This window comes from Alteromonas sp. 07-89-2 (assembly GCF_013113925.1).
Taxonomy (GTDB): domain Bacteria; phylum Pseudomonadota; class Gammaproteobacteria; order Enterobacterales; family Alteromonadaceae; genus Alteromonas; species Alteromonas macleodii.
The window spans coordinates 1-23,644 of sequence record NZ_VTYM01000030.1; the positions used below are offsets into that span (position 1 = coordinate 1).

Here is a 23,644-nt window from a genome sequence, read left to right on the forward strand (position 1 = left end):
CTGGCAGCCATAGCGATACGGTACCACCTGACTCCATTCCGAACTCAGAAGTGAAACGTATTAGCGCCGATGGTAGTGTGGGGTTTCCCCATGTGAGAGTAGGATACTGCCAGGTCCCATTAAAAGAAACCCGCCTAACGGCGGGTTTTTTGCGTTTGGAAGAAAGAAATAATGGGGTCAGAGTACATTAATCTCCATCACCCCAGTAAAACCTCAAATTGGGGTCAGAGTACTTTTTGGCTCTCACTCTCGTTAAAAAAAGAAATGTACTCTGCCCCCATTATTGTGGGCTACCTAAATTACATGGTTTTTTTCTTTTTAGGGCATTTAAGAAACAGTTTGACGATATGGTAGATAGGTACAGACTGTAGCTTAGGTCCAAGCGTTGGAAATACGAATGTAGAGTCAGAGTACTTTAAAAGGTTATCTTTTAAAAAGTACTCTGACTCCAATCTTTGAAATGTATTCCTACCCCACTTGTTAGATAAGTAAAAATGTACTCTGACCCCATTATTTTTGTGTTGTCAGTATTTGTAGACATTCTTATTCGATAAAAGCCTTAATAGATCTGACTTACTTTTAGCAAAGTGAGCGTTTTTTGGTAAACTCTGTCGGGTATTTTTCTAGTTGAAGTAAATAGGACAAACTAATGGCCGTATTCGGTACAGTATTCATGCCACAAATGGCACTTGCTACCTTTGTCAACGATAAGTGGACTGACACCGAATTTGTCAGTGCAGATAGTATTCAACTGCACCCTGGTGCACACGTGCTTCATTACTCAAGTACATGCTTTGAAGGATTGAAAGCATTTAAGCACGAAGATGGCAGCATCAACATTTTTAGAATGGATAAGAATATTGAGCGCTTCGCTCAAAGTAGCCGTCTGCTTAACTTGCCTGAAATAGACAAAGCGCAAGTCGAAAAGATGATCATCGATATTGTTGCAAAATACGCCTCTGAGGTTCCTGAGCCTCCAGGCTCTATGTATATCCGCCCTACGCATATCGGAACGGAAGCGTCTATTGGTAAAGCGGCAGCACCATCAGCAAGTTCTATGCTATACGTCCTGTTATCGCCAGTTGGTGATTACTTTGCTGGCGGTTTGAAGCCACTTCGCTTGTTGCTAGACGAAACAGGCATGCGCTGTGCACCGCACATGGGAATGGTAAAAAGCGGTGGTAACTACGCCAGTGCGTTGCCTCCTATTCTTAAAGCGCGTGCAGAAGTTCAGGCTGATCAAATTCTGTTTTGCCCTAATGGCGATGTACAAGAAACAGGGGCTGCTAACTTTCTGCTTATCGATGGTGATGAAATCATTACTAAAGGGTTAGATTCTAGCTTCCTACACGGTGTGACCCGAGCAACGATTCTTCAAATTGCTAAAGACCACGGCATGAAGGTGAGTGAGCGTGATATTACTGTAGACGAACTACTAGAGCGTTCAGCTAAACGGAACACTGAAGCAGCACTGTCTGGTACAGCGGCTGTACTTACGCCGGTAGGTACTTTTATTCACAATGATAAAGAGTATCAGGTGGGTAACGGTGAAGCTGGTCCTGTAACGATGAAGCTAAGACAAGCGTTAAATGATATCCAATGGGGTAAGGCCGAAGACACTCACAATTGGTTGGTGAAAGTGCCAAACTAGTCTAATCAGACACCCATTAAAAAAGCCTGCGAACGCAGGCTTTTTCGTTTCTAAAAAGGCAATCGATTACTTCGCTTTGCCTTGCTTAGCGACTGCATCCATCATTGCTTTGATAGCGTCAGCATCGCCAAGATATTCTTTAGAGATTGGCTTAAGGTTTTCATCTAGTTCGTATACTAGCGGTACACCTGTAGGAATGTTTAGACCCAACACTTCTTCGTCTGACATACCATCAAGGTACTTAACAAGAGCACGAAGACTGTTGCCGTGCGCAGCAATAATTACGCGCTTGCCTGCTTGGATGTCTGGACGAATAACGTCGTGCCAGTATGGTAGTACACGTTCGATAGTTAGTTTTAGACTTTCACCACGTGGCAAGATATCAGCATCTACATTGTTGTAACGCGGATCGTGACCTGGGAAGTGCTCGCTATCATCTTCAACGGCCGGAGGTGGGATGTCGAAGCTACGACGCCAGATTTTAACCTGTTCTTCACCATGCTTAGCGGCAGTCTCTGCTTTGTCTAGACCTGTTAACGCACCGTAGTGACGCTCGTTCAGACGCCAGTGACGCTCAACTGGAAGGTAGTGCTGACCCATTTCTTCAAGTGCAATATTAAGTGTTTTAATTGCGCGAAGAAGTACAGACGTATAAGCCTGATCAAATGTAAATCCAGCATCTTTAAGAAGCTGACCTGCGGTCTTTGCTTGTGCTACACCAGTGTCGGTCAAGTCAACGTCGTGCCAGCCCGTGAAACGGTTTTCCAAGTTCCACTGACTTTCTCCATGACGAATAAGTACCAATTTATACATAGTTGGGTTACCTGCGGCGTTAGAGTGAAATAGTCTGAAAGTTTCCAGAAATTGGACGTTCAGACGTATATTTAAAAATCTGCTGTTATCATCCTTGATTGGCGCTTAAAAATCCAGTTTATGCTGGTACAAAATCGCAGGTAAGACGTGTGTTTATCACTATAACTTGGGAATAATTATATAAAACGGGTAAGGTCTGGATGAGCAACTTTTATCCACTCTTGCATTGATTGCTCTTCAATAAAGCTAAAGTCTTCGAAGTCGAAGCCAGGTGCTACTGTACAACCGACAAGTGAGTAATCACCCATAGTTGCGGCTGCCTGAAAATTCCCCGCTTTAACAACTTCTACATAGTCAGTGCTTTGCCCACCAATGCGACGTTCCCACAACTGTTGTTTTTCAAGTTGAAACAGTTGTAGTGGGGCCCCTTCGTAGTGATTCCACACTTCATCATGTAACACACGATGAAAACGACTAACTTGTCCCTTTAACAGAAGAAAATAAATATGAGTAAGCGCGGGTCGACTAGCATTGTGCACAAACGATTTAGTTTCGTTTTCAGAACGGAAAACTTGACGATAGAAACCTCCCTCGGGGTGAGGTGCAAGGTTGTACTTCTTAACTAGCGGGTGTGTCATGATAACTTCGTTATTATTGTTATTGCTTACTACTAATGCTTGTATATCTCAAAGCTTTCCTAAGCATGTATTAAGACATTTAATGTTTAACCTTCTTTTAAGCATACCGTTTGGTGCGTTATAAGAAAACAGAAATGTTGCATATTTGTAAACCATCTTAATCAGCAAGTACTCTGTGCATATGCGAAGTTTTCTTACCAATTAGCCTCAATATAAAGTGTGCCAAGCTTACTTACCAATAAGCGCTATCTGCCCTAGTCAGCTTTTTCCAACTGTTACAGCGCTTCTTCATAATCCATCTGTTTAAACCAATAATGAGAAATAGCTAAAAAAGCGATGCCATTACTAATAGTAGGTGAACTTTTTTTCATGTTTAGGCCGTACAAATTGGAAAATAAGGCGACGAAAAACACGTTGCTCGTTTCTTGCGTTAGCAAAATTGAAACGTACACAATATTAACGAACAGGCAAAGAAGGATGGTGAGCGTATGACATATAAGTCTTTTTCGCAGCTTGAAGTAAACGGCAAAAACTTCAAGGCGGTTAATTTTGACGGTATAGGCAATAAATATGCGCTCGACAGGCTTCCGTTTTGTATCAAAATTCTTTTGGAAAACCTGATTCGTCATGAAGACCAAGAGTTTGTAAACAGCAACGATATTGAGCAAGTAGCAAAGTGGGACACAGATAATCACGTTGATCACGAGGTGTCTTTTGTTCCCGCACGCGTTATCCTCCAAGATTTTACGGGTGTGCCTGCTATTGTTGATTTAGCAGCCATGCGCGATGCGGTTAGTCGTTTAGGTGGCGACGCTCAGGCGATTAATCCACTCAATCCAGTAGAGCTGGTTATTGACCATTCAGTAATGGTAGATCATTTTGCTGAAGACGATGCGCTTGAAAAGAATACCGACATTGAAATCCAGCGAAATAGAGAGCGTTATCAATTTCTAAAATGGGGTCAGTCTAGCTTTGACAATTTCAAAGTGGTTCCCCCTGGTCGCGGTATCGTGCATCAGGTTAACCTAGAGTATCTGGCTCGTTGCGCGTTTACTAAGGAACAGGATGGGGAAACCTTGGTTTACCCAGATACCCTAGTAGGTACAGATTCGCATACCACGATGATTAATGGCCTTGGCGTACTTGGCTGGGGTGTGGGAGGCATTGAAGCAGAAGCGGCGATGCTGGGTCAACCAGTAACAATGTTATTACCAAAAGTGGTTGGCTTCAGGCTTTCAGGTAAGTTACCTGCTGGCGTAACTGCCACCGACATGGTGCTAACTATCACACAACAACTACGTGAACATGGCGTTGTTGGAAAATTTGTAGAATTCTATGGACCGGGTCTTAAGCATCTTACTACGGCAGACCGTGCTACCATCGCAAACATGGCGCCCGAATATGGTGCTACTTGCGGTATCTTCCCTATTGATGATGTTGCGCTAGATTACCTGCGACTCACCGGCCGAGACGAAGATCAAATTGCCCTTGTGGAGGAATATGCAAAGTTCAGTCACTTATGGCATGACGACCACTCTAAAGATGCCCAGTATCATGAAACCTTGGAACTTAACTTAGATGAAGTGGTTCCTTCACTTGCTGGACCGAAGCGTCCTCAAGATAGAATTGCCCTCGATAATGCAGCAGAGGCATTTAGAGAGTGGCATCGTTCGCAAATTGACGTGAAAGTACTTGATGAAGAAACCGATCTCATTGCAGAAGCGGGGTTAGGTACAACAGACGAGGTGGACGAAGAACACGCCTCATTCGTGGAGTTCAGAGGAAGCAAGTTCAACCTTGAAGATGGCGCTATTGTAATAGCTGCTATCACCAGCTGTACTAATACGTCAAATCCATCAGTGCTCGTTGGCGCAGGCTTACTTGCGAAGAAAGCAGCAGAAAAAGGGCTAACTCGTAAGCCGTGGGTTAAGACTTCATTGGCACCTGGTTCTCAGGTTGTTACTCAGTATCTAGAAGATGCAGGTCTTATGGACCCGCTTGAAGCACTTGGCTTTAACTTGGTTGGCTACGGCTGTACTACGTGTATTGGTAACTCTGGACCGCTACCTGATGCCATTACCGACGCCATTAGAAAAGCGAAACTTACGGTTACCTCAGTTTTATCTGGTAACCGCAACTTTGAAGGGCGTATCCATCCTGATGTGGCTGCAAACTACTTGGCATCACCACCACTGGTTGTTGCATACGCGCTGGCTGGAAGCATGAATGTAGATATCACTAAAGAGCCGTTAGGTAAGGCGAGTGATGGTTCTCCGGTATATCTAAAAGACATCTGGCCTACCGAAGACGAAATTCAGCAATATATATCGGAAAACGTCACCGGTGATTTGTTTAAAGAAAAGTATGCAGATGTATTTAAAGGAAGCGGTGAATGGAATGAACTGCAGGTAAGTAAAACATCGGTCTACGACTGGCCAGAATCAACCTACATTAAGCATCCGCCTTTCTTTGAAGTAATGGGTAAGGAGCCTGAGGCTCTCAGTGCAATTGAAAATGCACGATGTTTGGTTAAGGTGGGCGATTCGATTACTACCGACCATATTTCTCCAGCCGGCGCCATCGCAGAAGATAGCCCAGCCGGAGAGTACCTGCAGGCCCAAGCCTAAAGACTTTAACTCTTACGGGTCGCGTCGTGGTAACCACGAAGTTATGATGAGAGGTACGTTTGCTAACGTGCGTCTTCAAAACCAATTAGCACCCGGCACAAGAGGCAGTGCTACCACACACTTCCCAAGTGGCGATGGTATGTCTATTTTCCATGCTGCTATGCGTTACAAAGATGACGGCGTACCAGCCATTGTTATTGGTGGAAAAGAGTACGGTACCGGCTCGAGTCGAGATTGGGCTGCTAAAGGTCCTTCTTTAATGGGTGTAAAAGCAGTACTAGCTGAGAGCTACGAGAGAATTCACCGCTCGAACCTCATTGGGATGGGAATTTTACCGCTCCAATTTAAGTCAGGTGACAGCGCGAGTTCTTTGGAGCTTAAAGGCAATGAGTCTTTTTCTATTAACGCTGTTGAACGTGGGCAGACCGAGGTTGAAGTTAAAGCCGTGTCGGATGAAGGGAAAACAACAACGTTTATGATGGATATCAGAATTGATACATCAAACGAGTTCACTTACTTTGAAAACGGCGGCATTCTGCATTACGTAATAAGAGAATACTTGAAGAAATAAGAATGCTAGACGTTGATGGCAAGGGGTAAATCCCTTGCCTTTTATTTGCGAGTTAGTAGTAGCGCTTTTCGCAGATGATTTCTTTTATATTCGAACCAATTTCTTTGTAGCGAAAGCACTTAAGATCTTTGGCCTCGGCACCATACAGGCTAACGTACTCATCGACTTTTGGCTGCATAGCAGACTTAAAATCTTCGGGGAGTGCACTGTCGATCTCTCTGTAAGTTTGTTCCCATTTGCGTCGCTTTTGCTCAAGCGCCACATTAAGCCACACCCAACCTTTTTGGTAATCGGGCTCCATTCCCCACCCATACAGATACATTTGTGCTAGGTAGTACTGAGCTTCTTTATTTCCTGTATGTGCTGATTCAGTCAACTTGCTTAACGCTGTGTCGAAATCCTCATCTTTTAGGGCTCTTACACCATCTTTAACTATCGCTAAATAATCATCTTTCCACATATCTTCAATGGTTCTATCCCTTGCTTGAAGTGTTGTCGAAAACGCGCTAATTGATATCATCAAAAAAACAGCTTGTTTTAGTTTCATTGCTTCCTTTCTCTAATATTATTGAAAACGTAAATTGAAGATTAATCACCACCGATAATTTGAACTTGTGCAAGGTCGGTGTCGCCTTTAAGCACTTTGAAAATTGCGTCCTGAACGAGGGTGCGCATGCCATCGGCAGCGGCCTGAGACTTCATATCGGCGACGCTGGCTTCTTTGTACACCATTGACCGAAGCTCTGGCGTCATACCTAGTAGTTCGTGTACACCTGTTCTACCTTTGTAACCCGTGTTTCCACATTCTTCGCAGCCTTTAGCGCGGTAAAGCTCTAGTGGCGTCTGAATATTCAGCTCCGCCATGTGCGCTTTACCGTACTGACGCTCAATAAAGGACATATCGGTTTCAGTGGCGATGTACTTTTCTTTGCAGTTACTACATAGCGTTCGAATAAGACGTTGAGCCAGTATACCCACGCAGGCATCTGAGAAGTTCACAGGGTCGAGACCCAAATCAAGTAAACGGGTAATCGTTTCAGGGGCTGAGTTAGTATGCAGTGTAGACAGTACTAAGTGACCGGTTAACGAGGCCTCAATACCTGCATGCGCGGTTTCTTTATCACGCATCTCACCAATAAGAATAATGTCAGGATCAGCACGTAAGAATGCGCGCAGGGCAGCAGCAAAGTTGAAGCCAATCTTAGGGCTTACTTGAACCTGTTGTAGGCCGGGTTGCGTGATTTCCACCGGGTCCTCGGCTGTCCAAATCTTCTTTTCAGGCGTGTTTAAATATCCCAATATAGCGTGAAGCGTGGTGGTTTTACCTGAACCCGTTGGCCCAACAACGAGAAGAATGCCGTGAGGCTTCTTAATCATTTCTTCTAAACGCGCACGGTTGTTCGGTGCCAAGTTCATCTTATCAATAGGCATCGCACCGCCAGATGCCAGAATACGCATAACCACACCTTCACCGGCAACCGTAGGAATGGTGGCAACACGAACTTCAACAAGTTGACCATTCATTCTAAACGCGAGTTTGCCATCCTGAGGTACGCGTTTTTCGGCAATGTTCAAATTCGACATTATCTTTATGCGTGCAATAACCGCACTGTGATGCGAATTAGGCACTTGGTTCATGTCGCGGCACACACCGTCCACGCGCATACGTACACGAGTGGGCGCGTTTTTCTCTGGGTCTATATGAATATCTGACGCGTTGAGTCTTTTTGCATCGTGCAGAATACGGCTTACTAAGCGCACCACAGCAGGGGCGTCGTCAGAAAGTTCATCGACCTGGTCGTCGTTATCTTCAGTTGATGTACCAATCTCGTCGAGAATATCACTCATCTCGCCGGGACCACCGCCACCGCTGTTTTCCCCCAAATATTGAAGAATTAAGCTTGGAAGGCTGACAGCTATCTCGTAGCTATCAATGCCCATGGCGCTCTCTATTTCCATAAGTAGCGCTGCATTATTAGGTTCAGCCATCAACACGATGGGCTTGTCATGGGCATCGGCAATGACAGCCACATAGTTTCTTTTTAAATAAGAAACATTCAGACGGCTTTCATTTTCGAACCTGTGATACTTATCAGGTAAATAAGGAATAAAAGGCACCTGATAGTGAATAGAAAGCGAGTTGCCAATTTCTTCTTCAGAGATGCGGTGTTCCGATACAAGACGCTGTATAAGAGCGCGAATGTCTGGAGTAGAACTTTGAATATCGTTTAATGTAGCTTCGTCTAATAAGCTTTTGTGGACTAGTAGGTCGAAAGGGTTATTTGTGCCGCCCAGTTCAAATCTGAACTTGTCGCCAAGAATAAGTGCAAGGGCATTGCCTAGCTTTAAATCTTCTTCAGTAAAACCACCACTGACTTTGTTGATGATTTGGATAACACCCATCAACACGCCCGCATTCATTATAGGTACGCATAAAATGTTCTGGGTTTTAAAGTCATTGTCTTTGTCGAACTTGTCGGCAAAGCGCAGGCGAGGGTGAATGCTTTGAAGTAGTGCAGGATTATACGGGTCGTCAATAACCACAGCCTTTTGTGATAGGGCAACATAACCAGCAATCGACATTGGGCTAATTGGCACTTTTATTTCCAGTGTCTCTTTACCCGTTTTAAATCTCGCGACCAAATCTTGATGCTGACGTCGACGTTGAAAAATACTCATACGCTGGGCATCAAACAAACCAAGTATAATTGGCTCTAATAGGCCATACGCATCCAGTAACGTGGAATGGTTATTTAAAATGCGTTTTATTTGTGCAAAAGTTTGCTGGTTATTCACTACTTCCATATTCTCACTACTAATAATATTGGCGCCTAGTCCTTTATGCATTTGGCGTTACAAGTGCCTGTTAAGCTAGGGTAACAAGATATACCTATACCACGAAAGCAACAATACTACTTATAGACAGTTACATACACTGGTATAGCGTAAAAATATGTGTATAAAAAGCAGACTGCCTCTTGCATTGCTTCTGCCTTTCTGTATAATTCGCGCCCACTGCCCAATTAGGGCACGTAATTTTTAGCCGCGACCTCACTGCTTTTAGGGTGGTTGCCGAAGTAACGGATTCATCATCACTGATTGGCCTGTTGCTGGCGTGCTAGAAAAAAGAACAGGGTTCCGATTGGGAACCATCGGTTTACGCACATCCTTTCTTTCCGGAATAAATGGAAGAGAAAGGGTGAATTTTTTTGTTCTTTCGATTGGAGCTTAATCGATGCCAAATCAAAGAATTCGCATTCGTTTGAAAGCGTTTGATCACAAGTTGATCGATCAGTCTACGGCTGAAATCGTTGAAACTGCGAAACGCACTGGTGCTCAGGTAAGTGGTCCTATTCCTCTACCTACTCGCAAAGAACGCTATACAGTTCTGATTTCTCCGCACGTTAACAAAGACGCGCGTGATCAATATGAAATCCGTACTCACAAGCGTTTGGTAGACATCATCGAGCCAACTGATAAAACAGTTGACGCGTTGATGCGTTTGGACTTGGCTGCTGGCGTTGATGTTCAAATCAGCCTGGGCTAATAAGAGAGGGTTATAACAATGGCGATTGGTCTAGTCGGTCGTAAAGTGGGTATGACTCGCATCTTCACTGAAGATGGTACGTCTATCCCTGTGACTGTTATTGAAGCGACCCCAAACCGCGTTACTCAGCTTCGTACTGAGGAAACTGACGGTTATCGCGCTCTTCAGGTTACTGCTGGAACTAAGAAAGCTAACCGCATCAACAAAGCTGAAGCAGGTCACTTTGCTAAAGCTGGTGTTGAAGCTGGACGCACTCTAGTAGAATTCCGCCTAGAAGAAAACGAAGGTGCCGATATTGAAGTAGGCAGTGAAATCACTGTTGAAATCTTTAACGACACTAAGAAAATTGATGTAACTGGTACATCAAAAGGTAAAGGTTTCCAAGGTGCTATCAAACGCTGGAACTTCAGTTCTCAGCGTATGACACACGGTAACTCTTTGTCACACCGTGCTCCTGGTTCAATTGGTCAAAACCAATCACCAGGTAAAGTATTCAAAGGCAAGAAAATGGCTGGTCAGCTTGGTAACAAGCAAGTGACTACTCAGTCTTTGGAAGTTGTACGTGTTGACGTAGAGAACGGCCTTATCCTAGTTAAAGGTGCCGTACCTGGCGCAACTGGCAACGATGTAATCGTAAAGCCAGCTGTTAAAGCGTAACGTCTGGGGAGTGAACTGATGGAATTAACATTGAAAGACGCGCAAAGCGCTCTTGAAGTATCCGAAGCGACCTTTGGACGTGAATTCAACGAAGCCCTGGTACACCAGGTAGTTGTAGCTTACGGTGCAGGCGCTCGTCAGGGTACAAAAGCGCAGAAAACTCGCGCTGAAGTTCGTGGTGGCGGTAAGAAGCCATGGCGTCAAAAAGGTACTGGCCGTGCACGTGCTGGTACAATCCGTAGCCCAATTTGGGTTGGCGGTGGCCGTGCTTTCGCAGCAAAGCCTCGTGACTTTGACCAAAAAGTTAACAAGAAAATGTATCGCGGTGCGATCAAGAGCATCCTGTCTGAACTAATTCGTCAAGACCGTTTGGTTGTTGTAGAGAAGTTCGGTGTTGACGCACCTAAGACTAAAGCTCTTATTTCTGCACTTAACGAATATGAGCTAAATGACGTTCTAATCGTTACTCCTGAAGTTGATGAGAACTTGTTCCTAGCGGCACGCAACTTGTACAAAGTTGACGTACGTGACGTAGCAGGCATCGACCCAGTGAGCTTGATTGCATTTGAAAAAGTGCTAATGACTGCTGATGCGGTTAAACAACTTGAGGAGGCGTTAGCATGAAAGAAGAACGTCTACTGAAGGTGCTAGTAGCACCTCACGTTTCAGAAAAGTCTACAATGGCTGCTGAAGCGAACAACACAGTTGTATTTAAAGTAGCTAAAGACGCGAACAAAGCCGAAATCAAAGCTGCAGTTGAAAAACTGTTTGAAGTTGAAGTTGAAGGTGTTCGTACTGTGAACGTTAAGGGTAAAACCAAGCGTCACGGCATGTCTTTCGGTAAGCGCAGCGACTGGAAAAAGGCCTACGTGGTTCTTAAAGAAGGTCAGGACATCGACTTTGTCGGTGGTGCTGAGTAAGAAGGGGATTAGAAATGCCATTATTGAAAGCTAAGCCAACTTCTGCCGGTCGTCGTCACGTTGTTCAGGTCGTAAATCCTGACCTGCACAAAGGTGCACCGTACGCACCTTTGCTTGAAAAGAACAGCAAATCTGGCGGTCGTAACAACAATGGTCGTATTACCACTCGTCACATTGGTGGTGGTCATAAGCAACACTACCGTGTAATCGACTTTAAACGCAACAAAGACGGCATTCCAGCTAAAGTTGAGCGTTTAGAATACGATCCAAACCGTTCTGCAAACATTGCACTAGTATTGTACGCAGACGGTGAACGTCGTTACATTCTGGCTCCTAAGGGTATGCAAGCAGGTGATGCAATCCAGTCTGGTTCGGACGCTCCGATCAAGTCTGGTAACACTCTACCTATGCGTAACATCCCTGTAGGTACTGTTGTACACGCAATTGAAATGAAGCCTGGCAAAGGTGCGCAAATCGCACGTTCTGCTGGTGCTTATGCTCAGATCCTAGCACGTGACGGAAACTACGTTACCCTACGTCTACGCTCTGGCGAAATGCGTAAAGTTCTATCTGATTGCCGCGCCACTATCGGTGAAGTTGGCAATGCAGAGCACATGCTTCGTTCACTAGGTAAAGCTGGTGCTACACGCTGGCGTGGTGTTCGTCCTACCGTTCGTGGTGTTGCCATGAACCCGGTTGATCACCCACACGGTGGTGGTGAAGGTCGTACATCAGGCGGTCGTCACCCAGTAACTCCTTGGGGTGTTCCTACCAAAGGTAAGAAAACCCGAAGCAACAAGCGTACTGATAAGCTTATCGTACGTCGTCGAAACAAGTAATAGCGAGGATTCACCATGCCACGTTCTCTCAAGAAAGGTCCTTTTATTGACCTTCACTTGCTGAAGAAGGTAGAGGCTGCAGTGGAAAAGAACGAACGTAAACCAATCAAAACTTGGTCTCGTCGTTCTATGATCATCCCAGATATGATTGGGTTGACCATTGCGGTCCATAACGGTCGCCAACATGTACCTGTCATTATTAGTGACGAAATGGTCGGCCACAAGTTGGGCGAATTTGCGCCAACGCGTACTTACCGCGGCCATGTCGCGGATAAGAAAGCTAAACGTTAAGGGGTAGGAAGATGGAAGCATTAGCTAAACACCGTTTTGCCCGCACGTCGGCTCAAAAGGCACGCTTGGTTGCGGATCAAATTCGCGGAATGCACGTTGAGAAAGCTCTAGAGCTTCTTGCGTACAGCCCGAAGAAAAGCGCAGCGCTAGTAAAGAAAGTATTGGAATCTGCGATTGCTAACGCAGAGCACAACGAAGGCGCAGACATCGACGAATTACGCGTGTCTAAAGTTTTCGTTGACGAAGGTCCAACTATGAAACGTATCAAGCCACGTGCTAAAGGCCGTGCTGATCGTATCTTCAAGCGCAGCAGTCACATCACTGTGGTTGTAGCGGATAACTAGGAGTAGATAATGGGACAGAAGGTACATCCTACAGGTATACGCCTGGGTATCAGCAAACCATGGACTTCTACCTGGTACGCTAATACTGCAGACTATGCAGACAACCTGTATAACGATCATCAGGTACGTCAGTATCTGACTAAGCAACTAAAGAACGCTTCACTTTCTAAAATCGTGATCGAGCGTCCTGCTAAGAGCATCCGTGTGACTATTCACACTGCTCGTCCAGGCGTTGTAATCGGTAAGAAAGGTGAAGACGTAGAGAAGTTGCGTAACTACGTATCTAAGCTAGCCGGCGTGCCAGCTCAGATCAACATCGCTGAAGTACGTAAGCCAGAGCTAGATGGCCAGCTAGTAGCTGACAGCATCTCTAGCCAGCTAGAGCGTCGTGTTATGTTCCGTCGTGCTATGAAGCGCGCAGTACAAAACGCAATGCGTCTAGGCGCGAAAGGTATCAAAGTTGAAGTTAGTGGCCGTTTGGGCGGTGCAGAGATTGCACGTTCTGAATGGTACCGTGAAGGTCGCGTTCCTCTGCACACTTTCCGTGCGGACATCGATTACGCAACCTCTGAAGCGTCAACTACTTACGGTATCATCGGCGTTAAAGTATGGATCTTCAAAGGTGAAGTTCTAGGTGGTCTACCTACAACTCAAGAGCAAGCACCAGCTGCTCAACCTAAGAAGAAAGGCCGCAACGCTAAGCGAGAGGGCTAATCATGTTACAACCAAAACGCATGAAGTTCCGTAAGATGCACAAAGGCCGCAACCGCGGCTTAGCAGCGGGTAATACTGTTGCCTTTGGTACTTACGGCCTTAAAGCAGTTGGTCGTGGTCGAATGACTGCGCGCCAAATCGAAGCAGCGCGTCGTGCTATGACTCGTCACGTTAAGCGTCAAGGTAAAATTTGGATTCGAGTTTTCCCTGACAAGCCAATTACTGAGAAGCCTCTAGAAGTGCGTCAAGGTAAAGGTAAAGGTAACGTTGAGTACTGGGTATGCCAAATTCAGCCTGGTCGTGTGCTATACGAGATGGAAGGTGTTCCTGAAAATCTTGCACGCGAAGCGTTTGAATTGGCAGCGGCTAAACTGCCATTTAAAACAACCTTTGTAACTCGGACGGTGATGTAATGAAAGCGACTGAACTGAAAGAAAAGAGCGTAGAAGAGCTGAACGCAGAGTTGATTAACCTGCTACGCGAACAGTTCAACCTACGCATGCAGCACACAACAGGTCAGCTTGAAAAAACTGATCAGTTGAGAAAAGTACGTCGTAACATCGCGCGTGTTAAAACCATTCTGACTCAAAAGGCTGATGCGTAATGACTGAGCAAAAAATTCGTACAGTACAAGGTCGTGTGGTTAGCAACAAGATGGATAAGTCTATCACTGTTGTAGTTGAACGTTTTGTTAAGCACCCAATCTACGGGAAGTTCATCAAGCGCTCTACTAAGCTTCACGCCCACGACGAAAACAACGTATGCAATAAAGGTGACGTAGTAACAGTACGTGAATGTCGCCCACTATCTAAGAGCAAATCTTGGATGCTAGTTGACGTTGTTGAGAAAGCTGGCGTTTAATCGCTAACTTTTTTCAAAGTCTTAAAAAAGCCGCTCTCGAGCGGCTTTTTTGTATCTGCAGTTTCTTACACGTGCTTCCATAGGCTTAAGCGTGTTCATCATCAGCGCCGTTGAAGACTAGCGTCTTGTATAAATCAGCGTAGGCACTGGACATCCTTTCTATAACAAATTTACTCGTGACAAGCTTATACAAGGCCTCTCCATATTGTGCTCTTTCATCAGGTGCTTCAATTAGACTAATTAAGCTCTCCCCTATTCCGTCAATATCTCCCGGCGCTACCAAAACACCTGTTTCCTTATGCTTGATAACTTCGGGTATTCCTCCCACAGGACTAGATAACACTGCACATTTATTAGCACCTGCCTGAAGTAAAATATCGCCTAACCCCTCTGAATAGGAAGGATGAACCAGAATATCTACATTAGGAAGTATTTTGGCTACCTCTTTAGTAAAACCGCAAAGCTTCACATGCTCGTCTAGCTTGTGGCGTTCTATAAGTGATTGATAGCTCTCTTTTAGATTTCCCTCGCCAAACAATAAACAGGTTACATTTTCATGCTTGTTCAATACATCGTGCATAGCCAAAATGATATCCGCTTGCCCTTTTTGAGATATGTACTGAGCGAAGTTTGCAATGACGATATGGTCTTCAGGAATAGAGAATGTACGTCGCAGCCAACCGCTATCTTTGCGTTGGGAATAATCTGTTAAGTCTACTGCTGGATATATAACGCGCTGATGCTCTACGCCTTCACAATGTAAGGAAACCACTTTCCTCACACCTTCAGATACGCTGATAACTGCATCGAATTGTTTGTACTTATAAAATGAAAAGTGAGTTTCGGGGTTATCTATTCGCCTTGTGCAAACTGTAGGCACACCTGAAATTTTGGCGAGCATGGCACCCCATACATCCGAACCCCGTTCGCTGTGTACATGAATAATGTCTGGGTTAACCCCATTTACGACTTCCAGTAAACGCTTTACACATAGGAAGTCTGACTCACCGGCATACTTAATGGTATGCGTTTCACAATGCCCAAAAGCCGTATGACGAATTTCACTGTCTTCAGCGCAAACCAAGTTTAGTGATATATCATCATGGTGCTCTAAGGCATTGATGAGGTATGCAACTTGTTCGGCGCCACCGTGAAGATGTATGCCAAGTTCAATGTGTAGAACGCGTATACTCAAGTGTCTTCCTTAAAATTTATTTAATATTCTGTATACGCTGCTTTTTTATTTAAGACCGTTTTTTTGCGGCTTTTCTTATATGGTTGTGGTTACATCCTGCTGTTTAAACATCGCTATACGCATAAAGCGAGTGACCAATATATTATTGCCTTTCTCATATACACTATTTACTTACGTATAGGGTCGCTTTGCCCTAGACGCGGGCTATTTAGCCACTACAATGTCGAAAGAATCTATCGGGAACTGCGGCACTAGATAGCTAGAGTTACCTGCGTAACGCTGGAAGTGGGTGTTTCGCAGTGCCCAGCACACCGTATTTGAAAAGCATAATTCAACATCGATAGTCGATCACTTGTAGTCGTGCCGTCGAAGTATCTGTATCAAAAAGGATGTATTTATGGTTGTTGCCAATACACGTGGCTATAAACCTACTCTACTTGAAACGCTCTGCCGGTGGGGATATTCGCTTGTATTGGCGATTGCGATTCCCTTCGCATTTATTCATTTATTAATAAAAGCCACGAAAACAAGCGATGACTCGCATCGAGGGAGATTTGAGCGTTTTGGCATAGTTCCAAAGCCGCTCAAGCAGAATGGCTATTTGTTTCACTGTGTTTCAGTGGGAGAAGTCGTGGCTGCTTCATGCGTAATAAAGCGAATAATGCAACACGAGCCAGACGCGCAAATAACCGTTACTACAACCACGTCTACAGGCTCTGCTCGCGTTCGAGATATATTCAAAGACACCGTTCACCATTTCTATCTGCCTTACGATTTGTCGCTGACTATGTCTTCAATGCTGAAACGCATCAAGCCCAAAGCAGTAATGATTACAGAAGTTGAACTATGGCCAAACCTTATTCACGTGTGTTGGAAGCGCAATATTCCCGTTATGGTAATAAATGCTCGCATGACTGAGCGCTCGGCCAAACGTTATAAAAAAATCGGACAGCTATTTAATCCTATGTTGGCTAAGCTGTCTCACGTATGTGCTCAAGGGCAGAGAGACTATGATAATTATGCTTGGCTTGGTGTTGCGCAAGATAAGCTAACCCTCACGAATAATATTAAGTTTGATCAAGCCGCAAATACAGCGAGCTCTTTTGCACATTTTCTTGGGTTAGCTAAGGGTGAAAGGCCAATACTAGTTGCAGGTAGCACACACGAACCTGAAGAGAGCGTTATCGTTGAATCTGCAAAGGTTTTATGGAACGAGAACCCTCAACTACGGGTGATTATTGTCCCTCGCCATCCAGAGCGTTTTGAAGCCGTAGCAAAATTACTTGAAAGGCATAATCTGAACTTTGTCAAAAGTTCAGAGGTGGATAACGTTCCAGACGATGTGAACGTTATCCTGTTGGATGAAATGGGTAAGTTAAATCATGCTTATGCGGTAGCAAAATTTGCCTTTGTTGGCGGCTCTATTGCCGATAGAGGCGGCCATAATGCCCTTGAGCCGGCAGCATTCTCGTTGCCAATAATGATGGGGCCACACACCTATAATAACCCTGTTATCTGCGACTATTTAAAAGAATGTGGCGCATTAAGCATTGTAGAAGATGCTTCTCGCGTTTCTTCAACGGTACAAGAATGGCTTGAATCACCCAGTAAAGCTGAAAAAGCGGGAATGGCCGGTAAAAAGGTACTACAGGATAACAGCGGCGCGTTAGATTCTACTTTAGCGTGTATACATCGCAGTATTCATTAAATGCCGTCAGTCAAAAACAGCAACTCGTTGTTATTGAACAAAAAAGGAACCCCGCATTTGTGCGTCTGATGCACCAAATTAGGCGCTGTGACAGCTAGAAGATAATGAATAGGGACTTGGTTTTTAGCTATCTATTTGATTATAAGAGGATTGTTGAAGTTGGTTCGCTGCTTGCTATAAAGTGTGCGACAGCGTAATAACAGTAAAATCCAAATAAATATGCACCTTTTAAAAAGGGCACTGCGTTGCGCGTTTTCCAGGGAGAGACCTCCTGCCGGTGGGCAGGAGGTTTTCTTACTTTTGCACTTCTACTTTTTCTTCTTTTCGTTCTGGTTCAATCAAGCTAATCACACGCCATCCCGCTTTAGGCTGAATACTGTTACCGTTGATAAAAGTATAGCTCTTACCTTCAGCGTTGATCGCAATGAGAGGTGTAGCGCGCTCACCATACTGTTTAATATACTGCTCGTAAGTAAACTCTTCAGATAAACGGGTGGTTTTCACCATTGAGTCACGGGCAATGGCCGATGCTAAATACCCATAAGTAACGCCTTCATCGAACAGAGTAAGTTTTTTCGCGTATTGTTCGCTAACTTGGTGACTTGGTCGCGTAGATTGTTCGTTATTTGTAAGTGCCCATACTTTGTCTTTGCCCATCGTGTATTCAAAGTGATAAGCAATAAGTGGGTTAAGCTGTTTATAAGGCGACATAATCAGCACGGTACCGAATGTATTCAGATCAAGATGTCGCGCTGCATGGTCAGACATTGGGTTGCCAAAATATACTGGGATATCCTTCATACGCGCTTCTCTTATTGCGTCCCAGTTAGTATCTGCAATGGTAACGTCTAGTTTTTGGTTTATCATTTCCGTCGCTAAGGCGCGGTTGAATTTACTGCCACCGAAAATCAGATAGCCAGTTGGCGCAGGCGCTCTCACCTTAAGTAGCGACGCAACAGTGCGTGAAGTAAGGCTCTGTACCACTACTGTTGCAATAATCACCATAAAGACAATAGGAACAATGATACCCGCGCCTTCATAGCCAATTTCTTCAAGCTTTAAAGAGAAAAGGGCTGATACTGCCGCTGCAACAATACCGCGAGGTGCAATCCAGCTTAGCAAGGCTAATTCGTTTAACTTGAGTCCGGTACCAACGGAGGACGCCAATACGGACAAAGGCCGAGCCACAAACATTATGGCGGCAAGCACTACAATGGAGCCCCAACCTACATCCACTACCGATTGTAAGTTCAAACGCGTGGCAAGCAGAATAAATAAGCCTGAAATAAGTAAAACACTGAGGGTTTCCTTAAATTCAAGAATGTCTTCTACGTCTACGTCCTTCATATTGGCCAGTACCATACCAGAGATGGTAACGGCCAAAAGGCCAGACTCGTGCGCGACATAATTAGACGCTGCAAACACACCCAGAATAACGGTTAACACTGCGGTGTTAAGCAAATAGTGCGGTATCCAGTCTTTGCGAATAGACAGACCAAGCAGATAGCCAGAAGCGAGACCTAGTACAGAGCCAATTCCAATGGTTTTGCCAAACGCTATTAGCGTGTGAGTAATGGCGGTTTCTTGCGATGCAACGATAAACTCGAAAACCAGTACGGCGAGCAGAGCGCCGATAGGGTCTATGACAATCCCTTCCCAGCGTAAGATATTGGCCAAATTCGTTTTCGGTCGCACGGTTCTGAGCATGGGTACTATAACCGTGGGGCCTGTTACGGTAACAATGGCTCCGAATAGGAAGGATAGCTGCCAAGTAAGATCAAGACTGTAGTGCGCTGCAGTGGCTGCGACAAGCCAGGTTACAACCACGCCCACAGAGCAAAGGTTTCGAACCATGTTACCGTGACCCGCGATGTCGCTGAACTTCAGCGTCAGTGACCCTTCAAAAAGAATAATGGCAACAGAGAGAGAAACGACAGGAAACAGCAAATCACCGAATAAGTCGTCCGCGTTGAGCACGCCAAAAACAGGGCCAACCACAATACCGACAATTAACAACGGTAAAATAGCAGGGAGCCTAACCTTATAGGCTAAGTATTGGCAGGTAATTGACAGCAATCCAACTGCAACGAGTGAAAGAAGCGGGTCTGACAAAGTGAGTCCTTAACGTGTTGATATTATTCCATGGTATATCAGCCTAAACATTTGTCATACAGAGACTTTAGGCCAACCTATGTTTATAGCGATATACGCTTGGGCTAAAAGTTTAGACCAATAGACCTTATTTAGTGCACTAAAATGCATGTTAGAGAGTGGTAGGTTTGATATTATTCGTCACTTATCGTTCTTTTCGGAGCCTTTCATTGAACACTCACATTAAATTCGGGGCGTTATCAGCATCGCTTGTACTAGCATCGGCATGCGCGGTTCAATATCCCATCCCTTCTGCACAGTTAAAAATAGAAAATATCGTTGAGTTGCCGGAAGAACTTTCAGAAACATCGGGTCTATTTTGCGAAACGGACGGCATGTACTCTTTAAATGACTCAGGTAATGCTCCCGTCATTTATCGTATAAATTACCGGGGTGAAATTATTGAACGAACGCGCTTACCGCTCACCAATAAAGACTGGGAAGCAATAACGGCAGACGCTTCATCGTTTTACATTGCGGATGTGGGAAACAATAAAGGCAAAAGAGAACAGGTCGAAATACATAAAGTAAACCGCTCAAATGTGAATGACATCACCTCTATTACATTGAAATACGAGGGTAATGACGCTTCGAATAACATTCCTTATGCACATGATTTCGACTCAGAGGCGATGGTTAAGCATGGCGATGACCTGCTTCTTTTTTCTAAAAGTTGGAAAACTGGTATAACTCATATCTATAAAGTAAACGAAGACGAAGCTGAGCAAACCATTAGTACGTTTGCGTCCATTGATGGACTGCCGGGCGTGGTAACTGGGGTAGACTTCGATCAGCACCAAAATAGGTTTGTTATCACCGGCTACAAATCAGATCCATTTGGAAACTTTGCTACTTTCATGGCTCAAGTATCAAGCGACTTTGCCCTGCTTGATGTATGGCCGCTTGAGCAATATAAACAAGTTGAAGGCATATGCGTGGATAATAGCGGCACATATTGGTTCAGCGAAGAAGCTACGGAAGGGCGCAAAGCATCGTTGTCTAGCGCCAGAGTAATGCCATAACAAGTAGCGCCAAAACAGGTAACGCCGTAACGAGCAACGCCATAAAAAAGCGAGTTGATTGAAGTCTGGCAGCCAATCCCCCCAAGCTTATTCACGGTTGTGAATAAGCGCTCTTTCATTGTCAGCAGCTGTTCTTTTAAAGTTATCTTTTAGTCGATGTTAGTAAAATGGCTAATACCCAACTGCCTACTTTCCTGTCTATACTGAAATTGTGATCGAATAAGTTGTAGCCAACCACAATTTGAGAGGCAGCGAAAAATGAGACGTTTAAACCAGTCCTTTTTAGCAATGTGCTTTTGTCCATGTTTTTTATTGGCGGGTGCATCTAATGCCTCTGTGGTCGAAAAGGCACAAGAATGGCTCAACAAATATTCAGACAGTGACGATACGTTTTCCCTAACTCTCACTAAAAATAAAATTAAGTTCAAAGGCTGCAAACAAAAGCAGTATCAACTTGCATTTAGCCAAAAACTGGCGCCAATGTTTAACGTTGAAGCCATTGTCCATTACAACAAAGGGCTGCTTGACTACGGTGTTATGTCTCAGCGTGTCAGAAGCCACGAATTTGAAGTGGTTAGCTGGTGGGATCGAGGTGATTATCGGTTGGGGTTAAGCCATAAAGTACGCCCCCGTCATGAGATGAGCATTCCGGTTGCCGATACAATTCGTCTGCCTACCAGTACATCAGCAGGCCTTTACGTAGAAATTCCGTTCAATGAAGACAAGCACCTTCTTACTGTTGGAGCTATGAGAGAGTCGTGGGAAAGTGAAGGGGCATCAATGCAATTGCCATGGCGCTCTAGCCGTGACAATCAAGTAAAAGTAGAATACGCCATCACTTTCTAAATGATGGCGCGTAAGGTTGTGTTATCTCACCGCTTTGCCATCCATAAGACATAAGTAAACTTAAAGCTTAAATCTGCTCACTTCAGACGAGAGTTCTTGTGCCAGTTCGTCGAGCTTGTCACTCACGCTAACCAATATCTTAGTCGCATTCAGGGTTTCTTCACTTGATGCACTAATGTCATTAATGTTTCGACTGATATCTTCAACCACCGTAGCTTGCTCTTCCGTAGCCGTCGCTACTTGCGTGTTCACATCATTAATGTGAGCAATCTCTTCGGCGATATCTTGAAGCAGTTTGTCTATTTCATTGGTTGCGGTTACCACATCGGTTGTGCGTGCGCGACTTGACTCCATTTGCGAAACGGCAGATTTAGAGTCTTGCTGGAACTTATCGATCTTCACCTGTATTTCATCAGTCGCTTGAGCGGCACGTTGTGCAAGTGTTCGCACCTCATCAGCAACGACTGAGAAGCCTCGGCCGTGATCGCCAGCCCGAGCTGCTTCTATAGCAGCGTTTAGCGCAAGTAAATTGGTTTGCTCTGAAATACCTCGAATTGTATCGAGGATACCGCCAATGGCTGCGGTGTGTTCATCTAGCGATTGAATAACCCGAGACACATCTTGAATTTGACCCGAAAGACCGTTAATCGCGTGCACTGCACGTTGGGTAATTTCTCGACCGTGAGCGGAATTAGTTGTAGCCAGATTCGCATTTTGCGCAGCATGGGTAGCTGACTGGGCTACTTCATTTACCGTACTGCCCATCTCTGTTAGCGCGGCTGCCGCCTGTAAGGTTTGATCGCGCTGGCTCTTGGTTGAGTTTTCTGTTTGATGAGACTGCTTCGCAACATCTTGTGCTGACGCCTTTAGTGCGTGACTTGTTTTCGCCACTTGCGAAATGGTGCCGTGAAGGTGATCAATAAAGTTATTGAACCCTTCAACTAATCGGGCAATTTCCTTTTGTTCTGGCATAGGAATACGAGAGCGTAAGTCGCCTTGTCCTCTGCCAAGCTGCTGGAAAACATCGGCCAGTGATTCAAGTGGTTTGGTAAGCGTGCCTGCTAGCCAAATACCAATAAGCGCGAAAGCGCCTGCTATCACCAAAGCCCAAATAATAATCTGGCGACTGCCTGCATTTAGTGATGCGTAAAGCTCATGCTCGGGTACTTGTGCAACCACGTACCAACCGGCTTTTTCCACATAGGTACTGGCAAACAGTTGCGTGTCGCCTGCCGCGTCGCTGGTGGCCATAGCAAAGCCCTGACGATTGAGTAGTTGCCCTGATGTGCTTGAATCGCTTATGGACGCTAACTTAGCCTTACCTAATAACTCGGTATTGGGATGCGCGATAATGGTGCCGTTTCCGTCAACAAGAAAGACAAAGCCGGTTTGCGCAATTTTCACCGCATTGATGATATCTAGCAGCTCATCGACCGATTTAGCGACACCCGACATACCTCTGCCGTTTACTTGCTGGTAATTCGCAAAAAGTCGGTAACCTTGGCCCGGTTCGTTGTATAGGCTTAGTGAAATTGGTTCGCCGCTATTTTTGTAAGCGAAAAACCACCCATCAAATTCATCGTTTTGTAGCACCCGTAAGAAACCATCTTGGTTCCAATATTTGTAGGTGGTTCTGTCTACAAATGAGGCTACCGTTAAATCGTTAAATTCAACGATATTACTTAAATAGCTAAGGAGACGGCGTTCGCCAGCGCTATCTGCGCCTGCCGACGACCAGGCAAGAATGTCGGGGTTAGAAGCAATGCCGTGAGCAACGGTAAGCATTACACTTGCTTCCCTGTCCACTCGGTTGCCAACCTGTTTAAGTAATGAAGGAAGCTGAAGTTCTTCCATGTTCTCTTTAACGAGATCACGGGCAATCCATTGGCTAATAGAACCTACAAGAATAGCAGCAGCGAGCACCGCCACAATAAGAGAAATAATGAGTTTTTGTTTTATACTGAAAGTCATGACTTTCGACCACGTAAGTTAATGCTGAAATTTATGATCAAGGGTGACGTGGCATTGCAGGCACAGCAACGTCTGATACTGAGTCCTAGGCGGGTCAGTACTACTCTCTGATTCTTACGCTAGTGCTATTTTTATTTTTTAAGCGCAGACAAGTTATCGACCTTTTCCCTGCAAAGTTTATACTTTTTGCTGGGGCAAAGAGATTGTGAAGCATAATTGACCAATAGGTCAATAGAAAGATGAGGCTTTACAAAAACGTCAGTTACAAAAAAGCCCTC

The 23,644-nt window shown here is 44.9% G+C and carries 22 protein-coding genes, 1 rRNA gene and 1 pseudogene; 17 read left to right on the top strand and 7 right to left on the bottom strand.

Annotated features, from left to right (window positions below; all coding sequences use genetic code 11):
- Nucleotides 1-115: ribosomal RNA gene (gene rrf / locus F0261_RS16955) — 5S ribosomal RNA — on the top strand.
- Nucleotides 116-649: 534 nt separating this feature from the next.
- Complete coding sequence (locus tag F0261_RS16960; RefSeq protein WP_171338520.1) at nt 650-1,651, top strand: branched-chain amino acid aminotransferase; 1,002 nt, start codon at nt 650-652, stop codon at nt 1,649-1,651.
- A gap of 66 nt (nt 1,652-1,717) precedes the next feature.
- On the opposite strand, the gene gpmA is transcribed toward F0261_RS16960, so the two are convergent.
- Nucleotides 1,718-2,464, bottom strand: coding sequence for a 2,3-diphosphoglycerate-dependent phosphoglycerate mutase (gene gpmA, locus F0261_RS16965; RefSeq protein WP_014947970.1), 747 nt, complete (start codon nt 2,462-2,464; stop codon nt 1,718-1,720).
- Between the two features lie 176 nt (nt 2,465-2,640).
- On the bottom strand, nt 2,641-3,102 hold the full coding sequence (locus F0261_RS16970) for a cupin domain-containing protein (RefSeq protein WP_014978083.1): 462 nt from the start codon (nt 3,100-3,102) through the stop codon (nt 2,641-2,643).
- 488 nt (nt 3,103-3,590) lie between these two features.
- On the opposite strand from F0261_RS16970, the pseudogene acnA reads away from it, so the two are divergent.
- Nucleotides 3,591-6,300 (top strand): annotated as a pseudogene (gene acnA / locus F0261_RS16975) (aconitate hydratase AcnA).
- 52 nt (nt 6,301-6,352) lie between these two features.
- Here acnA and F0261_RS16980 read toward each other — a convergent pair.
- Nucleotides 6,353-6,847, bottom strand: coding sequence for an SEL1-like repeat protein (locus F0261_RS16980; RefSeq protein WP_014978085.1), 495 nt, complete (start codon nt 6,845-6,847; stop codon nt 6,353-6,355).
- 41 nt (nt 6,848-6,888) lie between these two features.
- The gene (locus F0261_RS16985; protein WP_171338524.1) at nt 6,889-9,105 is read right to left on the bottom strand and encodes a GspE/PulE family protein; all 2,217 of its coding nucleotides are present in this window, start codon (nt 9,103-9,105) and stop codon (nt 6,889-6,891) included.
- Nucleotides 9,106-9,535: 430 nt separating this feature from the next.
- Here F0261_RS16985 and rpsJ point away from each other — a divergent pair, with 430 nt between their 5' ends.
- From rpsJ to rpsQ, 11 genes are read left to right on the top strand one after another with little or no spacing between them, the layout of a single operon-like run.
- Complete coding sequence (rpsJ, locus tag F0261_RS16990) at nt 9,536-9,847, top strand: 30S ribosomal protein S10 (protein WP_010179497.1); 312 nt, start codon at nt 9,536-9,538, stop codon at nt 9,845-9,847.
- An 18-nt stretch (nt 9,848-9,865) separates the two neighbouring features.
- Nucleotides 9,866-10,504: a 50S ribosomal protein L3 gene (gene rplC, locus F0261_RS16995; protein ID WP_014947975.1), complete on the top strand. Its 639-nt coding sequence runs from the start codon at nt 9,866-9,868 to the stop codon at nt 10,502-10,504.
- A gap of 18 nt (nt 10,505-10,522) precedes the next feature.
- Entirely contained in the window at nt 10,523-11,128 is a 606-nt protein-coding gene (gene rplD / locus F0261_RS17000) for a 50S ribosomal protein L4 (RefSeq protein WP_012516958.1), read from the top strand.
- On the top strand, nt 11,125-11,424 hold the full coding sequence (rplW, locus tag F0261_RS17005) for a 50S ribosomal protein L23 (protein ID WP_012516959.1): 300 nt from the start codon (nt 11,125-11,127) through the stop codon (nt 11,422-11,424). Before rplD ends, rplW begins: the two co-directional genes overlap by 4 nt.
- 14 nt (nt 11,425-11,438) lie before the next feature.
- On the top strand, nt 11,439-12,263 hold the full coding sequence (rplB, locus tag F0261_RS17010) for a 50S ribosomal protein L2 (RefSeq protein ID WP_014947976.1): 825 nt from the start codon (nt 11,439-11,441) through the stop codon (nt 12,261-12,263).
- A 15-nt stretch (nt 12,264-12,278) separates the two neighbouring features.
- On the top strand, nt 12,279-12,554 hold the full coding sequence (rpsS, locus tag F0261_RS17015; RefSeq protein ID WP_012516961.1) for a 30S ribosomal protein S19: 276 nt from the start codon (nt 12,279-12,281) through the stop codon (nt 12,552-12,554).
- 11 nt (nt 12,555-12,565) lie between these two features.
- A complete protein-coding gene (rplV, locus tag F0261_RS17020; RefSeq protein ID WP_014947977.1) occupies nt 12,566-12,898 on the top strand; it encodes a 50S ribosomal protein L22 in 333 nt (110 codons plus the stop codon).
- Between the two features lie 9 nt (nt 12,899-12,907).
- Nucleotides 12,908-13,612, top strand: a complete 705-nt coding sequence (rpsC, locus tag F0261_RS17025) for a 30S ribosomal protein S3 (protein WP_014947978.1) — start codon at nt 12,908-12,910, stop codon at nt 13,610-13,612.
- Between the two features lie 2 nt (nt 13,613-13,614).
- Nucleotides 13,615-14,025 (top strand): 50S ribosomal protein L16, encoded by a 411-nt coding sequence (gene rplP / locus F0261_RS17030; protein ID WP_014947979.1) that lies wholly within the window; start codon nt 13,615-13,617, stop codon nt 14,023-14,025.
- Nucleotides 14,025-14,216, top strand: coding sequence for a 50S ribosomal protein L29 (rpmC, locus tag F0261_RS17035; RefSeq protein ID WP_014947980.1), 192 nt, complete (start codon nt 14,025-14,027; stop codon nt 14,214-14,216). The genes rplP and rpmC overlap by 1 nt, the downstream gene beginning before the upstream one ends.
- Entirely contained in the window at nt 14,216-14,473 is a 258-nt protein-coding gene (gene rpsQ / locus F0261_RS17040) for a 30S ribosomal protein S17 (protein ID WP_014975444.1), read from the top strand. Before rpmC ends, rpsQ begins: the two co-directional genes overlap by 1 nt.
- Nucleotides 14,474-14,558: 85 nt before the next feature.
- Here the strand turns inward: rpsQ and F0261_RS17045 are convergent, their stop codons facing one another.
- The gene (locus F0261_RS17045) at nt 14,559-15,668 is read right to left on the bottom strand and encodes a glycosyltransferase family 4 protein (RefSeq protein WP_171338521.1); all 1,110 of its coding nucleotides are present in this window, start codon (nt 15,666-15,668) and stop codon (nt 14,559-14,561) included.
- A 397-nt stretch (nt 15,669-16,065) separates the two neighbouring features.
- Between F0261_RS17045 and F0261_RS17050 the strand changes: the two genes are divergently transcribed.
- A complete protein-coding gene (locus F0261_RS17050; RefSeq protein WP_171338522.1) occupies nt 16,066-17,376 on the top strand; it encodes a 3-deoxy-D-manno-octulosonic acid transferase in 1,311 nt (436 codons plus the stop codon).
- 294 nt (nt 17,377-17,670) lie between these two features.
- On the opposite strand, the gene F0261_RS17055 is transcribed toward F0261_RS17050, so the two are convergent.
- Nucleotides 17,671-19,488, bottom strand: coding sequence for a sodium:proton antiporter (locus tag F0261_RS17055; protein WP_014947984.1), 1,818 nt, complete (start codon nt 19,486-19,488; stop codon nt 17,671-17,673).
- A gap of 209 nt (nt 19,489-19,697) precedes the next feature.
- Between F0261_RS17055 and F0261_RS17060 the strand changes: the two genes are divergently transcribed.
- On the top strand, nt 19,698-20,549 hold the full coding sequence (locus tag F0261_RS17060) for a hypothetical protein (RefSeq protein ID WP_171338523.1): 852 nt from the start codon (nt 19,698-19,700) through the stop codon (nt 20,547-20,549).
- Nucleotides 20,550-20,807: 258 nt separating this feature from the next.
- Nucleotides 20,808-21,395, top strand: a complete 588-nt coding sequence (locus F0261_RS17065) for a hypothetical protein (protein WP_014978090.1) — start codon at nt 20,808-20,810, stop codon at nt 21,393-21,395.
- Between the two features lie 60 nt (nt 21,396-21,455).
- Here the strand turns inward: F0261_RS17065 and F0261_RS17070 are convergent, their stop codons facing one another.
- Nucleotides 21,456-23,366 (bottom strand): methyl-accepting chemotaxis protein, encoded by a 1,911-nt coding sequence (locus F0261_RS17070; RefSeq protein ID WP_014978091.1) that lies wholly within the window; start codon nt 23,364-23,366, stop codon nt 21,456-21,458.
- Nucleotides 23,367-23,644: the final 278 nt, after the last annotated feature.

What these genes read in the sequence shown, in the direction of transcription:
- F0261_RS16960 (WP_171338520.1), top strand. Translation starts at nt 650, where the DNA reads ATGGCCGTATTCGGTACAGTATTCATGCCACAAATGGCACTTGCTACC.
- gpmA (WP_014947970.1), bottom strand. Translation starts at nt 2,464, where the DNA reads ATGTATAAATTGGTACTTATTCGTCATGGAGAAAGTCAGTGGAACTTG.
- F0261_RS16970 (WP_014978083.1), bottom strand. Translation starts at nt 3,102, where the DNA reads ATGACACACCCGCTAGTTAAGAAGTACAACCTTGCACCTCACCCCGAG.
- F0261_RS16980 (WP_014978085.1), bottom strand. Translation starts at nt 6,847, where the DNA reads ATGAAACTAAAACAAGCTGTTTTTTTGATGATATCAATTAGCGCGTTT.
- F0261_RS16985 (WP_171338524.1), bottom strand. Translation starts at nt 9,105, where the DNA reads ATGGAAGTAGTGAATAACCAGCAAACTTTTGCACAAATAAAACGCATT.
- rpsJ (WP_010179497.1), top strand. Translation starts at nt 9,536, where the DNA reads ATGCCAAATCAAAGAATTCGCATTCGTTTGAAAGCGTTTGATCACAAG.
- rplC (WP_014947975.1), top strand. Translation starts at nt 9,866, where the DNA reads ATGGCGATTGGTCTAGTCGGTCGTAAAGTGGGTATGACTCGCATCTTC.
- rplD (WP_012516958.1), top strand. Translation starts at nt 10,523, where the DNA reads ATGGAATTAACATTGAAAGACGCGCAAAGCGCTCTTGAAGTATCCGAA.
- rplW (WP_012516959.1), top strand. Translation starts at nt 11,125, where the DNA reads ATGAAAGAAGAACGTCTACTGAAGGTGCTAGTAGCACCTCACGTTTCA.
- rplB (WP_014947976.1), top strand. Translation starts at nt 11,439, where the DNA reads ATGCCATTATTGAAAGCTAAGCCAACTTCTGCCGGTCGTCGTCACGTT.
- rpsS (WP_012516961.1), top strand. Translation starts at nt 12,279, where the DNA reads ATGCCACGTTCTCTCAAGAAAGGTCCTTTTATTGACCTTCACTTGCTG.
- rplV (WP_014947977.1), top strand. Translation starts at nt 12,566, where the DNA reads ATGGAAGCATTAGCTAAACACCGTTTTGCCCGCACGTCGGCTCAAAAG.
- rpsC (WP_014947978.1), top strand. Translation starts at nt 12,908, where the DNA reads ATGGGACAGAAGGTACATCCTACAGGTATACGCCTGGGTATCAGCAAA.
- rplP (WP_014947979.1), top strand. Translation starts at nt 13,615, where the DNA reads ATGTTACAACCAAAACGCATGAAGTTCCGTAAGATGCACAAAGGCCGC.
- rpmC (WP_014947980.1), top strand. Translation starts at nt 14,025, where the DNA reads ATGAAAGCGACTGAACTGAAAGAAAAGAGCGTAGAAGAGCTGAACGCA.
- rpsQ (WP_014975444.1), top strand. Translation starts at nt 14,216, where the DNA reads ATGACTGAGCAAAAAATTCGTACAGTACAAGGTCGTGTGGTTAGCAAC.
- F0261_RS17050 (WP_171338522.1), top strand. Translation starts at nt 16,066, where the DNA reads ATGGTTGTTGCCAATACACGTGGCTATAAACCTACTCTACTTGAAACG.
- F0261_RS17065 (WP_014978090.1), top strand. Translation starts at nt 20,808, where the DNA reads ATGAGACGTTTAAACCAGTCCTTTTTAGCAATGTGCTTTTGTCCATGT.
- F0261_RS17070 (WP_014978091.1), bottom strand. Translation starts at nt 23,366, where the DNA reads ATGACTTTCAGTATAAAACAAAAACTCATTATTTCTCTTATTGTGGCG.